Origin of the sequence: Bradyrhizobium tropiciagri, assembly GCF_018130505.1 — a bacterium.
GTDB lineage: Bacteria > Pseudomonadota > Alphaproteobacteria > Rhizobiales > Xanthobacteraceae > Bradyrhizobium > Bradyrhizobium tropiciagri_B.
In genome coordinates this window covers 141,159-159,314 of record NZ_JAFCKH010000004.1, presented here as the reverse complement: position 1 = coordinate 159,314, position 18,156 = coordinate 141,159, and the positions used below count along the sequence as shown (strand labels likewise).

The following is an 18,156-nucleotide window of genomic DNA, read 5'->3' as shown; positions in this document are numbered from 1 at the left end:
AGGCGTCGAATCCCTAGCACGAGCTATATTGTGCGCTGCACCATATAATTCAAGTACTCAGATTCATTTAAATATTCCATGAGGTGATTGATAAATCACATCATGGTCATCGCATTATAATACCATCTGGGTTTGGGTCACGATCGCGACCAGCTTGCCATCCTCCGTTTCCAACCGGGTCTGCCAGACTTGGGTCCGCCGTCCCCGATGCACCGGGGTGGCCGTCGCGATGACCGCGGTCCCCTCCTTGGCGCCGCCGATGAAGTTGGTCTTGCTTTCCAGCGTCGTGGTGCCCTTGGCGTCCTCGGGCAGGTTGATGACAGTGGCGGCAGCGCCGACCGAATCCGCGAACGCCATGACCGCGCCGCCATGGATGGTGTGATGCAGGGTACAGAGGTCCGGCCGCACCACCATCCTGGCGACGACGCGATCCTTGTCGGCCTCGGTGAAGACGATGCCCTTCAGTTCCGCGAACGGCATCTTCATCGACTGGATCTTCTCGAGCGGCGTCATCAGGTTCTCCGGGCAGTACGGTTCTTCTGAGCCGAGCATGAACGCCGCGGGTAAATCAGGCAATGACGTCCGAGGTAATGGCGGCGTGACAACCCGCCGCCGTCCCTGCATAGCTTCGGCATGCGCGACTTCCCTCCCCGCCGGATCGTCTGCCTGACCGAAGAGACGGTCGAGACGCTCTATCTGCTCGGCGAGCAGGACCGCATCGTCGGCGTCTCCGGCTATGCGGTGCGGCCGCCGCAGGTGCGCCGCGAGAAGCCGCGGGTCTCGGCCTTCATCTCCGCCGACATCCCCAAGATCCTCGCACTCGAGCCGGACCTGGTGCTCGCCTTCTCCGACCTGCAGGCCGACATCGTCGCCGACCTGGTGCGCGCCGGCATCGCCGTCCATGTCTTCAACCAGCGCGACCTCGCCGGCATCCTTGCGATGATCCGCACCTTGGGCGCGATGGTCGGCGCCGCCGATCGCGCTGAGCGGCTCGCGCAAGGCTACGAACAGCGGCTCGTCGCGATCGCGGCCAAGCCACGTCCGGCACCGCGCCCAAAGGTCTATTTCGAGGAGTGGGACGATCCCCTGATCAGCGGCATCGGCTGGGTCTCCGAGTTGATCGAGATCGCCGGCGGCGAGGACGCGCTGCCGCATCTGCGCGCACACAAGGCGGCCAGGGATCGCATTGTCGCGCCAGCCGTCGTGCGCGCCGCGGCGCCCGACGTGATCCTGGCGTCCTGGTGCGGCAAGAAAGTCGTGCCCGACCGCATCAGGGCCCGCGACGGCTGGAGCGACATTCCGGCGGTCCGCAAGGATCGCATCGTCGAGATCAAGTCGCCGCTGATCCTGCAGCCCGGCCCCGCCGCGTTGACCGACGGGCTGGATGCGATCATCGCGGCACTGTGGCCGGATCCACAGAATCCGTAGGGTGGGCAAAGAAGCGCAAGCGACGTGCCCACCATTCACGACGTGCTCGTGATGGTAGGCACGCTTCGCTTTGCCCACCCTACGCAACTGCGTTCGTTGCTCACGTCACCGGATTAACAACTTGATATTCCGGCCGTCGCCACACCTCCCCATTGATCACCTCGTCGATGATCTCCGCCGCCTTCGTCACCTCGGCTTCGCCGATATAGAGCGGCGTGATCCCGAAGCGCATGATATCAGGCGCCCGGAAGTCGCCGATCACGCCGCGGGCGATCAGCGCCTGCATCGCGGCGTAGCCGCCGGCGAGGGCGAACGAGACCTGTGAGCCGCGCTGCGCGTGCTCGCGCGGCGTCACCAGCGTCAGCGACGGGCAGCGTCGGGCAATCTCGTCTATCAGCAAGTCGCCGAGCGCCAGCGAGCGGGCGCGGACTTCGGCTATATCGACGCGGTCCCAGATATCGAGCGATGCCTCCAGCGCGGCCATCGCCAGCACCGGCGGCGTGCCGACGCGCATGCGTTCGACCCCGCCGGCTGGCTGATAACCAAGATCGAAGGCGAACGGCCGTGCATGGCCCATCCAGCCCGACAACGCAGCGCGCGCCTGATCGGCATGACGCGGCGCGACGTAGAGGAAGGCCGGCGCGCCGGGGCCGGCGTTGAGATATTTGTAGGTGCAGCCGGCAGCGAAATCGGCGCCGACGCCGGCGAGATCGACCGGCAGCGCGCCCGCCGAATGCGCCAGGTCCCAGACCGTGACGATGCCGAGCGCATGCGCCCTGGCGGTTAGCGCGCGCATGTCGTGACGGCGGCCGGTGCGATAGTCGACCTCGGTCAGATAGAGCACCGCAACCTCGTCCGACAGCGCCGCCTCGACCTGCTCCGGCGCCACCAGGCGCAATTGATGGCCGCGCCCGAGCGTCGCGATCAGCCCTTCCGCCATGTAGAGATCGGTCGGGAAATTGCCGGTGTCGGAGAGCACGATTTTGCGCTCCCGGTTCATCTCGAGCCCGGCCGCGAGCGCCTGATAGACCTTGAGCGACAGCGTGTCGCCCATCATCACCGTGTCAGGCGCAGCGCCGATCAGGCGGGCGATGCGATCGCCGACGCGGCGCGGCTGCACGTACCAGCCGGCGCGGTTCCAGGCACGAATGAGCTCTTCACCCCACTCGGCCGTGATGACATGCGCCACGCGGTCGGCGACGCCGAGCGGCAGCGGACCGAGCGAGTTGCCGTCGAGATAGATGACGTCAGCAGGCAGATGGAACATGGCCCTGGTGTCGTCATAGACGCGCAGTTGCGACTTCGCTTCGGTCATGGCCACTCGCTCACAGGATGGTGCGGACACGCCACAATTCGGGAAACAGCTCGACCTCGAGCATCCGCTTCAGATAGCTGACCCCGCCGGTGCCGCCGGTGCCGCGCTTGAAGCCGATGACGCGCTCCACCGTCGTCACGTGATTGAAGCGCCAGCGACGGAAATAATCCTCGAAGTCGACCAGCTTCTCGGCGAGCTCATAGAGCATCCAGTTGGCTTCCGGCGCCTCGTAGACGCGGCGCCAGGCTTGCAGCACGCCTTCGTCGAAGTGATGGGTCTCGCGGACGTCGCGCGACAGCACGCTAGCCGGCATCGTGAGCCCCTTGTGGTCGGCCAGCCGCAGCACCTCGTCGTAGAGGCTCGGCGTCGCCAGCTCGGTCTCGAGCAACGCCATCACTTCGGCATCATGCGCGTGCGGCTTCAGCATCGCTTCATTGCGGTTGCCGAGTAGATATTCGATCAGCCGGTATTGAAACGACTGGAAGCCCGAGGATTGTCCGAGCTTTGAGCGGAAATGGGTGTATTCGCTGGGCGTCATGGTGCGCAGCACGTCCCACGCGTTGTTCAACTGCTCGAAGATGCGCGAGACCCGCGCGAGCATCTTCATCGCCGGCGACACGTCCTCGCGGGCGATCGCGCGGCGGGCGGCGCTGAGTTCGTGGATGGCGAGCCGCATCCACAGCTCGGAGGTCTGATGCTGGATGATGAACAGCATCTCGTCATGTGCGTCGGAAATCGGGTGCTGGGCGCCGAGCAGCGCATCGAGATGCAGATAGTCGCCGTAAGACATTTTCCGGGTGAAGTCGGTCTCGGCGCCCTCGGCCCTGGGATCGTAGTCGTTGCTGCCCATGTCGTTGCCGCTCATGACACGTCCTCTCGATCGATCCGCGGCCTCAATCGAGGCCGACGAGGCATCTCGTGATGTCGGAAGATGGATCCTTCAGCCCATCGACAACGGTAAAATGGTTATGCCCAGGGTCGATGACGAGGTGCGTCGGAACGTCGAAGCCGGTCCAGACGTTGGCCATCAGCTCCGCCTGGCGGATGAACTCGGGCCGCTCGGCACCGCCGACCCAGGCGGTGAGCGGCGAGTTGCCCCGCGGCAGGTGCAACGCGGCGCTCTCGCGCGTTGCCTCCTCCATGGTCATGCCGAGCGTCTTGTTCATCGCGGTCTTCAGCAGCGGCCGCAGGTCGTGCAAGCCGCTGATCGACAGCGTCGCCGCGATCCTATTGTAGACCTCGGGTTCGAGGCGGCTGTCCTCACATAGCATGCGCGTCACCAGATGGCCGCCCGCGGAATGACCGGCGAGCCGAATCGGGCCTGAGACCTGCGCCGCAGCCGTGGCAATCGCGGCAGTGATCTCGGCCGTGATGTCGGAGATGCGCGCGGCGGGTGTCAGCGTGTAGCTCGGCAGCGCTACGGTCCAGCCGTGGCTTCGCGCACCTTCGGCGAGGTCGGTCCACGACGATTTGTCGAAGCGCATCCAGTAGCCGCCATGGACGAAGACGACGAGGCCCTTGCTGTCGCAGTCGGGCAGGATCAGGTCGAGACGTTGCCGCTCGCCCGATCCATAGGCGATATCAGGCTTGAATGATTTGAGGCCGGCGCGATAAGCCGCCGCGCGTTCCGCCCATTGCGCCGGCAGCTTGTCCGAGCCCGGCACGTGAGCCGAATTTGAATAGGCATCATCCCAATCGCGCATGATGGCTCCCGAACATTCGCCGTCGATCGGAAGCACTTTGCCATCGCCGAAGCGCTCCGGCCAGCATTTATTTTAGACTTAAAATGTCTGGAGCCCCGGCACCCTCTTGCAAGCAAGCAAGAGAACGCCGCGTCCATGACAGAAAAGAGCTTACGCCTTCTCCACCCCGCACCATTCGGCGATGAACAGCGCGGTCGCCTTGGTCGACTGCCGCAGCGAGTCGAGCTCGACATACTCGTTGAAGCCGTGCATCGCCGCGCCGGTCGCGCCGAAGCACAGGCTCGGGATCTCGTAGTTGAGCCCATAAAAGCGCGTGTCGGTCAGCGCGGTGAAGGCGCGGTCTTCCACCGCGCCGCCATAGACCTTCTGATGCGCCTTGGCGAACGCCGCCTCGGGCGCCGCGGAATTGACCAGCTCATAGCCTTCCGACAGGAAGCCCGACCACTCCACTTGCGGCGGATTGTTGGAGAGGAAGCGGTGGTCGCGCGCCGCCGCCGAGACGCAGGCCAAAATCTCCTTCTGGCACTCGGCGATCGACCAGCCCGGCAGCACCGCGATCCGGCAATCGACGTCGCACCAGGCCGGCACGCTGGAAGCCCAGTCGCCGCCCTTGATGATGCCGGGATTGAAGTTGATCGGATGGTTGACGTCCTTGAAGTGACGGTCGGCCTTGGCGCGCTCGTTCCAGGCGATCTCCAGCTTCTCCAGCGCATGCACCAGATGATACGCCGCCATGATCGCGTTCGAGCCGGCGCCGGCCTCGAACACATGCACCGGGAAGCCGCGCACCTTGAGGCGGAACCAGATCACGCCGACCTGCGAGCGGATCATCTTGCCGCTGGTCGGCTCCGGGATGAAACAGGCATCGGCGCGATAGCCGCGCTGCAGGGTCGAGAGCGCGCCGACGCCGGTGCTCTCCTCCTCGATCACCGACTGGAAATGAATCCGTGCGGTGGGCTTCAGACCGGCCGCCTTGATCGCATCCAGCGCATAGAGCGCGCCGATGGTGCCCGACTTCATGTCGCAGGCACCGCGGCCGTACATCCTGCCGTTCCTGATGATCGGCGAGAACGGCGGCGTCTCCCACATATCGAGCGGCCCGGTCGGCACCACGTCGCAGTGGCCCTGGATGATCAGCGAATTGCCGGCGTTGGTGGCGGGCCGGTAGGTACCGACCACGGTACGGGCCTTGGAGAAATCGTGCTCGATCGGGCCGAAGCCGCGCAGGTCTTTCAGATCGTCGAGATTGATATGCCAGTCGTCGACCTCATAGCCGCGTTCGCGCAGGAGGTCGCCGATCATGTCCTGACACGGGCCCTCGGCGCCGCGGGTCGAGGGGATCGAGACGAACTCCTCCGTCGTCGCGAGCTGCGCATCGAACGCGTCGTCGACGGCATCAAGGATTCGTTGTTGCGTCTCGGCAGTCATGCGGCAGCTCCATCGGGGAGATCAAACAGGCGGGAGCCGCAGCGTAACCCGATTTCAGCCGGCCGGGTAATGCGCAAAATATGCATCCCGCAATGCATCGTCGAGCAGCCGTCCCTCCGTATAGCCGTCGAGCGTCGCCGGCCGCGTCACCCCGTCGAGCAGCCGCGGACACGGTTCCGGCGCGCCGAGCACGGTGCGGACCGGGATGCGTTCGGCATAGATCGGCAACTCGTAATCCTCGTCGTCATCGGCGACGCCCTTGGCGCGAATTTTCGCCGAGGCTTCCTCGATCTCCATCGCGATGAACGAGGTCGCCTTGATCTCCTGCCGGTTGCTCGACCTCAGGCTCGCGGTGCGTTCCGGGAAGAAGCGGTCGACCATCGCGACGATCGCGCGCTCCTTCTCCTCGGGATCCGTCACGAGATAGGCGGTGCCGAACGCCATCACCGCGCGATAGTCCGCCGAATGGTTGAAGCCGCAACGCGCCAGCACGAGGCTGTCGAGATGCGCGACGGTCAGGCAGACGCGCTGCCCCTCGGACTGGCTCTCCAGCATCCGGCTCGCGCTGGAGCCGTGCCAGTAGAGCCTTGTACCCTCGCGCCAGAAGAAGGTCGGCGTGCAATACGGCTGGCCGTCGATCACGTAGGAGACGTGGCACAGCATCGAGGCGTCCAAAATCCTGTGCACCGTGGCGTGGTCGTAGAAGCCGCGGTCGTGGCGCCGCTTCACGCGGTTGCGGGACGATGTCGGATAGGACGGAGTCGATGCGCCTTCGGTCACGGCTGGCCTCGCGAAATCTGGAATCTGCTGATAGTTGTAGCCGGCGATTTGGTCTGCGATAGTGCCAATTCCATGCGAATTATTCCGACCAATCTGCCCAAGCCTTCAGCGCGAAAATCCGAGCTGCCGCTCGACCTCGCCGGTCCGCATGTGACGCAGGGTGCCGCCTCGCAGCACCGGCTCTATCAGGCGCTCTGCCACGCGATCATCGGCGGCATCGTCAAGCCAGGTGAGCCGCTGCCGCCTTCGCGGAGCCTTGCGCGGCAGACCGGCTTTCGCCGCAACGCCGTCACCACGGCCTATGAGCGGCTGATCGCCGACGGCTTTGCGGAGGCAACGGTCGGCTCCGGCACCTTCGTCGCCGCGCGCATCCCGGCGCAGGCGGCGACGCCGCGGCGCGCGAAGATCACGATCGAACCGCCACAGCACAGCCCGCTGTCGCTCGGCTGCACCCATATCGACGAGCGCGCGCTGCAGCGCTTTCGCGCGTTTGCCGGCCGGCGGCTGCGCGCCTTCGGGCCGGAGCATCTCCATTACGGCGATCCCCGCGGCAACCGCGAACTGCGCGCCGCGATTGCGGATCATCTGCTGTCGGCGCGCGGGCTGCGCTGCGATCCCGACCAGATCATGCTCGCCTCAGGCACGCTGCACGCGCTGCGGATCGTGCTCGGCGCGATCCTCGAGCCTGGCGACCAGGTCTGGTGCGAGGATCCCGGCTATCCGGCGGCGCGGCGCGCCATCGAGCATTGCGGTTATCGCCCGGTGTCGGTGCCGGTCGACGCATCGGGCATGCGCGTCGACAAGGGCCGCGCATCGGCGCCTGCGGCACGCGCGGCCTACGTCACGCCGTCGCATCAGTTTCCGCTCGGCGTGCAGATGTCGATGCCGCGCCGGCTCGAGCTGCTCGACTGGGCCAAGGCGGCCGATGCCTTCGTGTTCGAGGACGATTACGACAGCGAGTTCCGCTATGACGGCGCGCCGCTGCTGTCGCTCGCCGGCATCGATCAGCTGCGCCGCGTGATCTACATGGGCACCTTCGCCAAGACGCTGTTTCCGGGATTGCGCATCGGCTACTGCGCCCTGCCCGAGCAACTGATCGGCCCGGTGACGGCGGCGCGTGCCGCGCTCGACCGCTTTCCCGCGACGCTGATGGAAGGCGCGGTCGCCGACATGCTGAACTCCGGTGCCTTCGCTGCGAACCTGCGCAAGGCGCGAAAACTCTATCGCGAGGCGCGCGACGTGCTGGCCTCGACGCTTGCGAACGCGTCGGAAGGCGAGCTCACCGTTCCCGTACCTTCGCAAGGTTTGCATCTCGTGGCGCGGCTCGATCCGTCGATCGATCCGCTCGTTGCATCGCAGGCAAAGGTAGCTGCGGGCGTCGGCGGCTGGCTGCTCGCCGAGACTTATCATCGCGCGCGGCCGCTGCCGGGATTCGTGCTCGGCTTCTCCGGCCATCCGGTTCCGCAGCTCGTCGCTTCGGCGGAACAATTGGCGAAGGCAACGCTCGTCGCGCTGCGCGCGGCTCGCAGGACATCTGCAAGGCCGCGGCGGCCTATGAGAATCGGAGCCACCTGACTAAGGTCGCGCGCACGTTCAGTCAGTGTAGCTACGGAGATACCGGATGCCCGCCAATCGCAACGTCCTGTATCTCGTGATCGGCGGACTGATCCTGATCGTCGGCTTGCTTGGCTACAAGCTCTACGATGCGAAAAAGCAGCCCGAGGGTTTGCAGATCAATGTCGGCCCCGACGGCGTGAAGATCCAGAACAAGTGAGGGACATCGCGATGCCGCGCATTCATTTCGCAGCGCTGGCCGGCGCCGTCGCACTGCTCGCAGTCACTGCATCCGCATCCGCACAGCAGGCCCTCATGCGCGAGGCCGACATCGTCGACCTGCGCGTCGGACAGCGCGTGCTGGTCGACGACGGATCGTGCCCGGCCGGGCAGATCAAGCAGGTGGTCGGCTCCAAGCTGAGCCAGAACGGCGTGGTGCGCACCCGCTCCTGCGTGCCGCGGCTCGCCAAGAAGTAGGCCCAAAAGCAAAGCGCCCCGCTTTCGCGAGGCGCCCTTGCATCACCTTCAGGAACTGTCACTCAGTTCGAGGCCAGCGGCTCGAACATGCATTGCAGCGTCGGCTTGGCGATCTTGGTGAAGGTCGGGCCGATCTCGGACTGCTTCGCCTCGGGAACCCAGGCGGTCTCGATCGTCGGTACGCCGGTCTCGCTGATGCCGCGCAGCAGCGCCTGGCGCAGATCGGGATCGTCGACAGTCGCTGCGGCATGGTCGTGCAAGCAGCCGCAGACAGCCTCGGGATGCGCCCAGCGGCCCAGCATGTGCGGCGCGCACTGACGCACGAATTCGTCGCGCGGTTCCGGCATCTTGAACAGCGAGCGGATCTGCATCGATTCGAGGGGAAGCTTGGACTGCGCCTGCGCGGTGCCGGCCAGAGCGAGCGATGCGAACATCGCGAGGGAAAGGATACGGAGCGACATGCGGAGCCTTACCGGCATTTCTCTTTGGGGTGTCGGCATCAGTTGGCGGCAACAACCATCGGCGCGACGGTCACGACCGGCGAGCCGTTATAGGAGAAGGTGCCGATCCCGGGCAAACCGGTGTCCGTGGTCCCAGCCAGCGACGTTCCGCCCATCACAATGACAAAGGCGAGGATGAAGCTGATGGTCCGCATGTGATCGTCTCCGCTATTCCTGATCGGCGTCCGCCGCCGTTTGTTGACGGTTTGATAACGATCCGCCGTTTCCGGAGTTCTGCGCCAAAAGCGGAAAATGGTTTCGTCGCCCCGGGAATTGTTTCGTCAGCCAAGACCGCCACGAAACATTGCGGAGAAAAGATCAATGTTTTCAGTGCTGGCGCAGCGTCTGCGGCCCAACTTGCGCTTTCTTAACATTGCCGTGCTCAGACAAGCGGGAGGCGTTTCGAGCCGCCGGTGAACCGCACCGCGGCTCGGCCGACTCATACGAATACCGTGCAACCAATCCCGCAGTGACGCGTTTTGGTTATCCCGATCCAGCGAAGGATATCAGTCGTGGGCAATGGCAACATCGGTGTTGGCAATGAATCCCCGACCCGCAAACCCGCTCAGGAACAGATGGCGGGCGCGATGTCGCAGCAGGGCACGCGTGTGATGGGCGACAATGAATGCGCCCAGCAGAAGCTGGTCCGCCTGGTGGGTTGCCGCGATTCGAGGGTCCGGCCCGGCGTCACACCTCGCGTGAAGCAGTTCGGCCAGACCGACAGCTAGCTCGGCCGCCGCGTCAGCTTCACGGGCCAAGTCCTTCTATGAGCTACTGAATGAAGTCGCCGCACTTCTGCACGGCGGCATCGCTCTGCCCCCATGGCATGATCGGCACCGACGAGGTCGAATTCTTCGGCGAGCCTTCGATCAGCCGATCCGAATAGACCATGTAGACCAGCACGTTGCGCTTGGCATCGCAGCCGCGGACGATCTGCATCTTCTTGAAGAACAGCGACCGGCGCTTGCGGAACATGTCGTCGCCCTGGCTCATCTTGTCCTTGAACTGGATCGGCCCGATCTGCCGGCAAGCCAGCGAGATATCAGAGACTTCCTCGGCGAGGCCAAGCCAGCCCTTGAAGCCGCCCTTCTCCGGAACCGTGAAGTGACAGGCGACGCCCTCGACCTCGGGGTCGTCGACGCCATAGGTCGCGAGCTTGTCGTTCGGGCTCAGCCATTTGAATACCGTCGAGCGGCGGAAGATCAGATCCGGCTCGTCGGCCGCGACGGCGGGCCCGGCCAGCGCCACAACCAGAAGCAGCAATGCGCCTCCCAACCGAGACAGGTGTCGCAGGTCACACAAGTTCACAAGTCTCGATGTCATAAAGCTCTCCGCTGGAGGGCGCGAACAGCGCCACCTCGCCACCGGCGCCTATGTAGGGTGCAAAACGCCGCACCGGAAGTCGCCAACGGTTCGGCGATCACGGGCGGCGCTTTAACCTTATGTGAGGCTTTTTTGCTACGCTTTCGGCGAAAAAATCGGGATCACGGAAGGGTTAGATCGCTTGCGCTGGTGAACGCGTTCCCCGTCTGCGACAACCAAGGAATAGTTGGACTGGATTCGGAAAATGCGCGCGAGCGAAGGTCGGATTTCGATTCGTGATGTTGCGAACAGGCGGTTTTGGCAGTTAGCGCTTCTGACCGCCGCCGCCTCGGTCGGCACATCCTCGCATGCCGATGCAGCCCTCTACTACTGGAACGGGTATGACTCCGGGTATTACGGAGAGGCCTACCCGGCGCAGCAAGCCTACCGTCAGAAGCCGCGCCGCGCGAAAGCGAAGGCCAAGAAGGACGATGCTGTCCTTGCGAAGGAAACCGGCGCCAAGCCACAGGGGCCGCTGGTGATCGCGATCTCGATCGACCAGCAGACGGTGCGGGTCTACGACAGCAACGGCCTGTACGCCGAGAGCCCGGTTTCGACCGGGATGAAGGGGCATTCGACCCCGATGGGCGTGTTCAGCGTCATCCAGAAGCAGAAGTTCCACCGCTCCAACATCTATAGCGGCGCGCCGATGCCGTTCATGCAGCGCATCACCTGGTCGGGCGTGGCGATGCACGCCGGGGTGCTGCCCGGCTATCCCGCCTCGCACGGCTGCATCCGCATGCCGAACGCGTTCGCGGTCAAGATGTACAACTGGACGAGGATGGGTGCCCGCGTGATCATCACGCCCGGCACGGTCACGCCCGAAAGCTTCTCGCATCCGCTGCTGGTGACCCAGAAGGTCGTACCGGTCGCCGACGACGTCCTGAAGATGGATGCGCCATTCGGCGCCAAGGGTGACAAGGGCGCCGACAAGCCGGAGAGCAGCATCGAACTGCGCTCGAGCGTCGGCCATGCCGAAGTGCCGGCGTCGCTGCGCGACAACACCCACACCGCCGACGCCAGCAGTGCGATGCCGCCAGCCAGCGCATCGGTGACGATGTCGGACGCGCCCGCCCGCGCCGCCGGCGACAACGCCGCGGCCGCGACGACCAAGCCGGCCGCCGACGACAAGACGGTGGGCGAAGCACAGGGTGCCGCGAAGACCGAGGTCTCGGCCACCGACAATGCGAAGGCTGAAGCCAAGGTCGAAACCAAAGTCGAAGCCAAGCCCGACGGAGCGAAAGCGGAGGCCGCCAAGGCCGACACGTCCGCGCAGGCCGACAAGCCGGCAGATAAGCCCGCCGCGACCGCGGCCGATACACCCGACGCGAAGAAGGATTCGGCCCGGCTGCCGGGCCTCGCCAAGGCCGATACGTCGAAGCGCGCCGGCCAGATCGCGGTGTACATCAGCCGCAAGGACTCCAAGCTCTACGTGCGGCAGAACTTCGCGCCGCTGTTCGAGGTGCCGGTGACGATCGCGCCGAGCGATCGTCCGCTGGGCACCCACGTGTTCACGGCGGAAGCCGACAAGACCGACACCAACCTGCTGCGCTGGAGCGTGGTCTCGCTGCCGGCACGCCATGTCGCGCGGACCGACGACGAGGAGCGTCCCACGCATCGCCGCAAGATGGCGGGCCCAGCCACCGCCGTCCCCGAGGCGAAGCCGCAGCCTGCGCCGGACAGCCCGGCCGAAGCGCTCGACCGCATCACGATCCCCGCCGATGCGATGGCGCGGATCAGCGAGGCGCTCGGCAGCGGCGGATCGATCATCGTCTCCGACCTCGGCGTCAATTCCGGCGAGACCGGCGAAGGCACCGACTTCATCGTGCCGCTGCGCTGATCTCGCCACGCGGGCACCTCGTAGCCCGGATGAAGCGAAGCGAAATCCGGGGCCGCTCTGCGCGGATAGACCGTTCCCGGATTGCGCTTCGCTTCATCCGGCTACGGGTCCGGCCATGATGACGGCTTCTTGAAGCCTCGAGCTCGGCCCCTGCATTATGATCCCCGCCAAATCCGTTCGGGGACATGCTCATGATCGACCGCAGGATACTGATCGTTGCCGGACTGGCCGCGGCCGCAGGCGCGCGGACATCGTATGCGCAGCAGCCCGCGATCAGCCGCATCACCGCCTACGCCTTCTCATTCCCCGCACTGTCGGGCGGCGACATCAAGCTCGCCGACTATGCCGGCCGTCCCATGATGATCGTCAACACGGCCTCGCTCTGCGGCTTCACCCCCCAATATGCCGGCCTGCAGCAGGTGTGGAGTGAATTCCGCGAGCGCGGCTTCGTCATCATCGGCGTACCGTCGAATGATTTCGGCGGCCAGGAGCCCGGCGGTCCAACCGAGATCGCCGAGACTGCGCAGCACCAATACGGCGTCACCTTCCCGATGGCTGCGAAAGCGGTGGTCAAGGGCGGCAACGCGCATCCGTTCTACCGCTGGGCAGCCGAGGTGCGGCCGAAGGACGTGCCGCGCTGGAACTTCCACAAATACCTGATCGGCCGCGACGGCTACATCGCCGACGTCTTTCCTGAGTCGGTCGCGCCGGATGACACGCGCATCAAGGCCGGCATCGCACGGGCACTTACGGCGGCTTGAGCGGGGACAGCAATCCCCGGAATTAACTGATCCCGCAAGGATTTTGGACGCGAACCCGCCGCCTTCATTGCCTTGGCGCCGCTGATCCGACTAGGGTATCATCGGTGGGGGCGACGAAGCGGCCTGGTCACGGCAAAGCCGGCACCGGGAGCGGGATCAGCAGGGAACACGCCATGCGCATTGCGGCAGGTCTGATTTTCGCGGGAACAGTGTCGTTGCTCGCGTCGAGCGCGGCTTGGTCACAGACACCGGCCGCCAAGGGCGCCGCGCCGGCACCAGCCGCCAAGAGCGCCGCACCGGCCCCCGCCGCCGCGCCACAGGCAGCCGCGCCTGCCCCGGCGGCCGCAGCCCCTGCTCCTGCCACCGCGGCCGCCGCGCCGGCTCCGCCGAAGCAGCCGCCACAACCGGCGCGCGCCGCCTGCAACAATCCGAACGCGCTCGGCGTCGGCCGCACCGTCGAGATCGACACCACGGGCGGTCCGGGCTTCGGCTTCGAGCATTTCAAGCAGCTCGACTTCCTGCGCGACCACGAGGTGGTGCTGACCTTCGACGACGGTCCGTGGCCGGTCAACACGCCGGCGGTGCTCAAGGCGCTGGCGGATGAATGCACCACCGGCATCTTCTTCCCGATCGGCAAGCACGCCACCTACCATCCCGAGATCCTGCGCCAGGTCTATGCCGCGGGTCACACCGTCGGCGCGCACACCTGGTCGCACGCCAATCTCAACAACAAGAAGCTGACCGAAGACCAGAAGAAGGACGAGATCGAGCGCGGCTATGCCGCGGTCAAATGGGCGCTCGAGGCCTCACCCTCGCCGTTCTTCCGCTTCCCGGCGCTGCAGCATCCGCCGGAGATGGTCACCTATCTCGGCAACCGCAACATCGCGATCTTCTCCTGCGACCTCGACTCCTTCGACTTCAAATCGAGCAAGCCGCAGCAGGTGATCGACACCGTGATGAAGAAGCTGAACAAGCTCGGCAAGGGCATCATCCTGATGCACGACTTCCAGAAGCACACCGCCGAGGCGCTGCCCGAACTCCTCAAGCAGCTCAAGGCCGGCGGCTACAAGGTGGTCGCGATGCGCGCCAAGTTCCCGGTGACGGTGCTGCCGCAATACGAGCAGGAGCTCGCCAAGGACGTCAAGCTGCCGACCGTAACCTCGCGGCCGGTCAACAGCGTCGTCACGACAGTCGACCAGTAAGCCGCATCGTTTCAGTGACTGCGTTGCGTATCGAAGGTTTCGTCATCGTCTCGGCCGACGGCCGGCTGGCGAATGCGAACAACGTGATGCCCGACGAGCTCAAGATCGAGGGCGACAAGCGCTTCTTCACCGCGGCGCTCGACCGCGCCGACCTCGTCGTGCACGGCCGCCAGTCCGGCGAGGAGCAGCCGAATGCGCCGAAGCGGCGCCGCCTGATCCTGACCCGCAAGGTCGCGGCGACCGCGCCCGACCCGTCCAATCCGAAGGCGCTATTGTGGAATCCGGCCGGCTGCTCGTTCGAGGCAGCGAGCCGCGAGGCCGGCGTCGCCGCGGGCATGGCCGCGATCATCGGCGGCCCCGATGTGTTCGGCATGTTCATGGACCGCTACGATACGTTCTGGCTGTCGGTCGCGCCGAAGGTGCGCATCCCCGACGGCGAGCCGTGCTTTCCCGGCGTCCCTGCGCAAACGCCGCAGCAGGTGCTTTCAGCGCACGGTCTCGTCGCCGGCGAAGCGCAGCTGATCGACAAGGCGCAGGACGTCAGCGTGACGCCGTGGCGGCGCGGAGGCTGATAGCGGAGACGACTCGTAGGATGGGTGGAGCGCAGCGATACCCATCAATCTCTTGGCACAAACGTGATGGGTTTCGCTGCGCTCCACCCATCCTACGGTGATCACACATCCCCATACGCCGCATCGTCGCGGCGCGGGCCGCGGCCGTAGCCGGCGATGATGAACAGCGCGCCGACCAGCGACAGGTTCTTCAGCGCCTGGATCAGGTTGTTGTAATTGTCCGGCGCCGGCTGATTCCAGAAATCGTGGAAGTAGAAGGTCGCGAAGCAGACGAAGATGATCAGGAGGATCGCGAAGAACCGCGCCAACACGTTCAGCGCGATCATCAGGCCGGCAATGACCTCGAAGGCGCCGACCGCGATCGCCAGGAGCTGCATGAACGGCATGCCGACGAAGGTTTCGATCTGCTGCGTGTAGGGCGCGATCACGGCGGGAATGGTCACCTTGGCGGTGAGGATGCCGGCGGTCGCATCGATGCCGATCAGCTTGTAGCCTCCCGAATAGATGAACAGCACGGCGAACAGGATTCGCCCGAAGGTGATGAACGCTGGCATGGGTCGGCCTCACTGGATGGCAGAAATCGGACGAAGCAGGCGGAGCGATTATGGTCGCTCCGCCTGCTTCGATCAAATCGAATGAGTCTCAACCAGGAGCATGATCCGGAAACCTGCGCAGCGGTTTCCGGAACGATCATGCTCAAACAAGTCAGCCGAACAGTGTCGGCTGGGCGCGACCCGCCCGCTCCTGGGCCTCGACCGCGGCGACCGCGGTCATGTTGAGGATGCCGCGCGCCGTCACCGATGGCGTCAGGATATGGGCCGGACGCGCCGGGCCGATCAGGATCGGGCCGACCGGCAACGCATTGGCGAGCGACTTGATCATCTGATAGGCGATGTTGGCGGCGTCGAGGTTCGGCATGATCAGGATGTTGGCTTCGCCCTCCAGCCGCGACTGCGGCAGCACCATGCGCCGCGCCGCCGCCGACAGCGCGGTGTCGCCCTGCATCTCGCCGTCGGCCTCGATCTCCGGATGCTTGTCCTTGAGGAGCTGAGTGGCCCGCCGCATCTTGCGCGAGGAGTCGGTGTCGTAGCTGCCGAAGTCGGAATGTGACACGAATGCGACCTTCGGCTTGAAGGCGAAGCGCTGGACGTGAATCGCCGCCAGCGACGCCACCTCCGCCAGTTCCTCCGCACTCGGGTTCGGTCGCACCTGGGTGTCGGCAAGGAAATAGGCGCCGGTCGAGGTGATCATCAGCGCCAGCGCGGCATAGTCGCTGACCCCCGGCAGGAAGCCGATGATCTCGCGCACATGCCGCAGATGGCTCATGTAGCGGCCCTCGACGCCGCACAGCATCGCGTCGGCCTCGCCGCGCGACACCGCCAGCGCCGCGATCACCGTGTTGTTGGTGCGGACCACGGTCCGCGCCGCCTCGGGCGTCACGCCGCGGCGGCCGGCGACGTCGATGTAGGACTGCACATAGGAGCGGTAGCGCGGATCGTCTTCGGGATTGACCAGGTCGAAATCGCGGCCGGCCTTGATCGACAGGCCGAAGCGCTTGATCCGCGTCTCGACCACCGAGGGACGACCGACCAGGATCGGCCGCGCCAGCTTCTCCTCCAGCACCACCTGCGTCGCGCGCAGCACGCGCTCGTCCTCGCCCTCGGCGTAGATCACCCGCACCGGCTGGGTCTTCGCCTTGGCGAACACCGGCTTCATGGTGAGGCCGGAGCGGAACGCGAAGCGTTCGAGGTTGGCGGCATATTCGTCGAACTTGCCGATCGGCCTTGTCGCGACACCAGACTCCATCGCGGCCTTGGCCACAGCGGGTGCGATGCGCAGGATCAGCCGCGGGTCGAACGGGCTCGGGATCAGCGAGCCCGGGCCGAAGCCCTGGGTCTCGCCGGTCTCGAAACCATGCGCCACGGCGTCCGACGGCGGATCGCGCGCGAGCTGGGCGATGGCGTCGACCGCGGCGTGCTTCATCGCCTCGTTGATCGCGGTGGCGCCGACGTCGAGCGCGCCGCGGAAGATGAACGGGAAGCAGAGGACGTTGTTGACCTGGTTCGGGAAGTCCGACCGTCCGGTGCAGATCATGGCGTCGGGCCGCGCCTGCCGCGCCTCGTCCGGCATGATCTCCGGCACCGGGTTGGCGAGCGCCATCACCAGCGGCTTGTCGGCCATCTGCTTGACCATCTCGGGCTTGAGCACGCCCGGCGCCGACAGGCCGATGAAGATGTCCGCGCCCGGGACGACGTCGCCGAGCACCCGCGCGTCGGTCTTCTGGGTGTAGACCGCCTTCCAGCGGTCCATCGTGGTGTTGCGGCCCTCATAGACCACGCCGTCGATGTCGCAGACCCAGATGTTCTTGCGCTGCGCGCCCATCGAGACCAGCAGGTTGAGGGTCGCGATCGCAGCGGCTCCGGCGCCGGAGCAGACGATCTTCACCTCGTTGAGGTTCTTGCCGTTGAGCAGCAGCCCGTTGACGATCGCGGCCGCGACGATGATCGCGGTGCCATGCTGGTCGTCATGGAATACCGGGATCTTCATGCGCTCCTTGAGCTGCGCCTCGATCTCGAAGCACTCCGGGCCGCGGATGTCCTCGAGGTTGATGCCGCCGAAGGTCGGCTCCAGCGCCGCCACGGTCTCGACCACGCGCTCGATGGTGTCGGCCTTGATCTCGATGTCGAACACGTCGATGCCGGCGAACTTCTTGAACAGCACCGCCTTGCCTTCCATCACGGGCTTGGAGGCCAGCGGGCCGATATTGCCGAGCCCGAGCACCGCGGTCCCGTTCGAGACCACCGCCACCAGATTGGCGCGGGCGGTCAGCGAGGCCGCCTCGGCCGGGTTCTTGGCGATCTCGGTGCAGGCGGCGGCGACGCCGGGCGAATAGGCCAGCGCCAGGTCGCGCTGATTGGCGAGCGGCTTGATGGCCTGGATCTCGAGTTTGCCGGGGCGCGGCAGCCGGTGGTAGGCGAGCGCGGCGTTATGGAGTTCTTCAGACGATGACGACATGCGTGCTCCCCGCGTTTCCAGCCCAAGACGTCTTGTTTCTATGGTATTGCAAGTGAAAGTGAATTGTCCGGCAGATCGAGCTGGATGTGAAGCACGCCGGGCCGCTTGGATGCAACATCCGATAATATCCCCGTCAACAGGCCCCTCGCCGCCCGCGGATCGGCACCACCCTCCCCCCAAGCCGCCGGCCGAAGATTGGCAATATTTTTCCCTTGATGA

At 65.5% G+C, this 18,156-nt stretch carries 20 protein-coding genes; 9 read left to right on the top strand and 11 right to left on the bottom strand.

The window, feature by feature from the left end; genetic code table 11:
* Nucleotides 1-114: 114 nt before the first annotated feature.
* Nucleotides 115-513, bottom strand: coding sequence for a PaaI family thioesterase (locus JQ633_RS11425; RefSeq protein ID WP_211985121.1), 399 nt, complete (start codon nt 511-513; stop codon nt 115-117).
* A 120-nt stretch (nt 514-633) separates the two neighbouring features.
* Here JQ633_RS11425 and JQ633_RS11420 point away from each other — a divergent pair, with 120 nt between their 5' ends.
* A complete protein-coding gene (locus JQ633_RS11420; RefSeq protein WP_211985120.1) occupies nt 634-1,428 on the top strand; it encodes a cobalamin-binding protein in 795 nt (264 codons plus the stop codon).
* A 100-nt stretch (nt 1,429-1,528) separates the two neighbouring features.
* Here the strand turns inward: JQ633_RS11420 and kynU are convergent, their stop codons facing one another.
* The 5 genes from kynU to JQ633_RS11395 all read right to left on the bottom strand — a co-directional run bounded on the left by kynU (nt 1,529) and on the right by JQ633_RS11395 (nt 6,654).
* Nucleotides 1,529-2,743, bottom strand: coding sequence for a kynureninase (kynU, locus tag JQ633_RS11415; RefSeq protein ID WP_211985119.1), 1,215 nt, complete (start codon nt 2,741-2,743; stop codon nt 1,529-1,531).
* Between the two features lie 10 nt (nt 2,744-2,753).
* Nucleotides 2,754-3,593 carry a tryptophan 2,3-dioxygenase gene (kynA, locus tag JQ633_RS11410; protein WP_211985534.1) on the bottom strand — a complete coding sequence of 280 codons (840 nt, stop codon included), beginning with the start codon at nt 3,591-3,593 and terminating at the stop codon, nt 2,754-2,756.
* Between the two features lie 43 nt (nt 3,594-3,636).
* Complete coding sequence (locus JQ633_RS11405; RefSeq protein ID WP_211985118.1) at nt 3,637-4,446, bottom strand: alpha/beta hydrolase; 810 nt, start codon at nt 4,444-4,446, stop codon at nt 3,637-3,639.
* Nucleotides 4,447-4,596: 150 nt separating this feature from the next.
* Nucleotides 4,597-5,874, bottom strand: a complete 1,278-nt coding sequence (locus JQ633_RS11400) for an ArgE/DapE family deacylase (protein WP_211985117.1) — start codon at nt 5,872-5,874, stop codon at nt 4,597-4,599.
* 54 nt (nt 5,875-5,928) lie between these two features.
* A complete protein-coding gene (locus JQ633_RS11395) occupies nt 5,929-6,654 on the bottom strand; it encodes a pyridoxamine 5'-phosphate oxidase family protein (protein WP_211985116.1) in 726 nt (241 codons plus the stop codon).
* Nucleotides 6,655-6,726: 72 nt separating this feature from the next.
* Here JQ633_RS11395 and JQ633_RS11390 point away from each other — a divergent pair, with 72 nt between their 5' ends.
* Genes JQ633_RS11390 through JQ633_RS11380 form a run of 3 tightly spaced genes read left to right on the top strand, consistent with a single transcriptional unit; the run spans nt 6,727 to nt 8,685 of the window.
* Nucleotides 6,727-8,229 carry a PLP-dependent aminotransferase family protein gene (locus JQ633_RS11390; RefSeq protein ID WP_211985115.1) on the top strand — a complete coding sequence of 501 codons (1,503 nt, stop codon included), beginning with the start codon at nt 6,727-6,729 and terminating at the stop codon, nt 8,227-8,229.
* 46 nt (nt 8,230-8,275) lie between these two features.
* Nucleotides 8,276-8,428, top strand: a complete 153-nt coding sequence (locus JQ633_RS11385; RefSeq protein WP_211985114.1) for a hypothetical protein — start codon at nt 8,276-8,278, stop codon at nt 8,426-8,428.
* Between the two features lie 11 nt (nt 8,429-8,439).
* Nucleotides 8,440-8,685, top strand: a complete 246-nt coding sequence (locus tag JQ633_RS11380; RefSeq protein ID WP_211985113.1) for a DUF6719 family protein — start codon at nt 8,440-8,442, stop codon at nt 8,683-8,685.
* A 62-nt stretch (nt 8,686-8,747) separates the two neighbouring features.
* Here the strand turns inward: JQ633_RS11380 and JQ633_RS11375 are convergent, their stop codons facing one another.
* Nucleotides 8,748-9,146, bottom strand: coding sequence for a hypothetical protein (locus tag JQ633_RS11375; protein ID WP_211985112.1), 399 nt, complete (start codon nt 9,144-9,146; stop codon nt 8,748-8,750).
* A 38-nt stretch (nt 9,147-9,184) separates the two neighbouring features.
* Nucleotides 9,185-9,340: a hypothetical protein gene (locus tag JQ633_RS11370; protein WP_211985111.1), complete on the bottom strand. Its 156-nt coding sequence runs from the start codon at nt 9,338-9,340 to the stop codon at nt 9,185-9,187.
* A 357-nt stretch (nt 9,341-9,697) separates the two neighbouring features.
* Here JQ633_RS11370 and JQ633_RS11365 point away from each other — a divergent pair, with 357 nt between their 5' ends.
* Complete coding sequence (locus JQ633_RS11365) at nt 9,698-9,913, top strand: hypothetical protein (protein WP_349631551.1); 216 nt, start codon at nt 9,698-9,700, stop codon at nt 9,911-9,913.
* 43 nt (nt 9,914-9,956) lie between these two features.
* On the opposite strand, the gene JQ633_RS11360 is transcribed toward JQ633_RS11365, so the two are convergent.
* The gene (locus JQ633_RS11360) at nt 9,957-10,508 is read right to left on the bottom strand and encodes a CreA family protein (protein ID WP_211985110.1); all 552 of its coding nucleotides are present in this window, start codon (nt 10,506-10,508) and stop codon (nt 9,957-9,959) included.
* A gap of 244 nt (nt 10,509-10,752) precedes the next feature.
* Here JQ633_RS11360 and JQ633_RS11355 point away from each other — a divergent pair, with 244 nt between their 5' ends.
* The 4 genes from JQ633_RS11355 (at nt 10,753) to JQ633_RS11340 (ending at nt 14,922) form a co-directional block, all read left to right on the top strand.
* Complete coding sequence (locus JQ633_RS11355) at nt 10,753-12,387, top strand: L,D-transpeptidase (RefSeq protein WP_211985109.1); 1,635 nt, start codon at nt 10,753-10,755, stop codon at nt 12,385-12,387.
* 191 nt (nt 12,388-12,578) lie between these two features.
* Entirely contained in the window at nt 12,579-13,148 is a 570-nt protein-coding gene (locus JQ633_RS11350; RefSeq protein WP_211985108.1) for a glutathione peroxidase, read from the top strand.
* A gap of 173 nt (nt 13,149-13,321) precedes the next feature.
* Nucleotides 13,322-14,350, top strand: a complete 1,029-nt coding sequence (locus JQ633_RS11345; protein ID WP_211985107.1) for a polysaccharide deacetylase family protein — start codon at nt 13,322-13,324, stop codon at nt 14,348-14,350.
* Between the two features lie 14 nt (nt 14,351-14,364).
* A complete protein-coding gene (locus tag JQ633_RS11340; RefSeq protein WP_433995641.1) occupies nt 14,365-14,922 on the top strand; it encodes a dihydrofolate reductase in 558 nt (185 codons plus the stop codon).
* 101 nt (nt 14,923-15,023) lie between these two features.
* Here JQ633_RS11340 and JQ633_RS11335 read toward each other — a convergent pair whose 3' ends face one another.
* Nucleotides 15,024-15,476, bottom strand: a complete 453-nt coding sequence (locus tag JQ633_RS11335) for a DoxX family protein (RefSeq protein WP_211985106.1) — start codon at nt 15,474-15,476, stop codon at nt 15,024-15,026.
* A gap of 151 nt (nt 15,477-15,627) precedes the next feature.
* Entirely contained in the window at nt 15,628-17,937 is a 2,310-nt protein-coding gene (locus JQ633_RS11330; RefSeq protein ID WP_211985105.1) for an NADP-dependent malic enzyme, read from the bottom strand.
* Nucleotides 17,938-18,156: the final 219 nt, after the last annotated feature.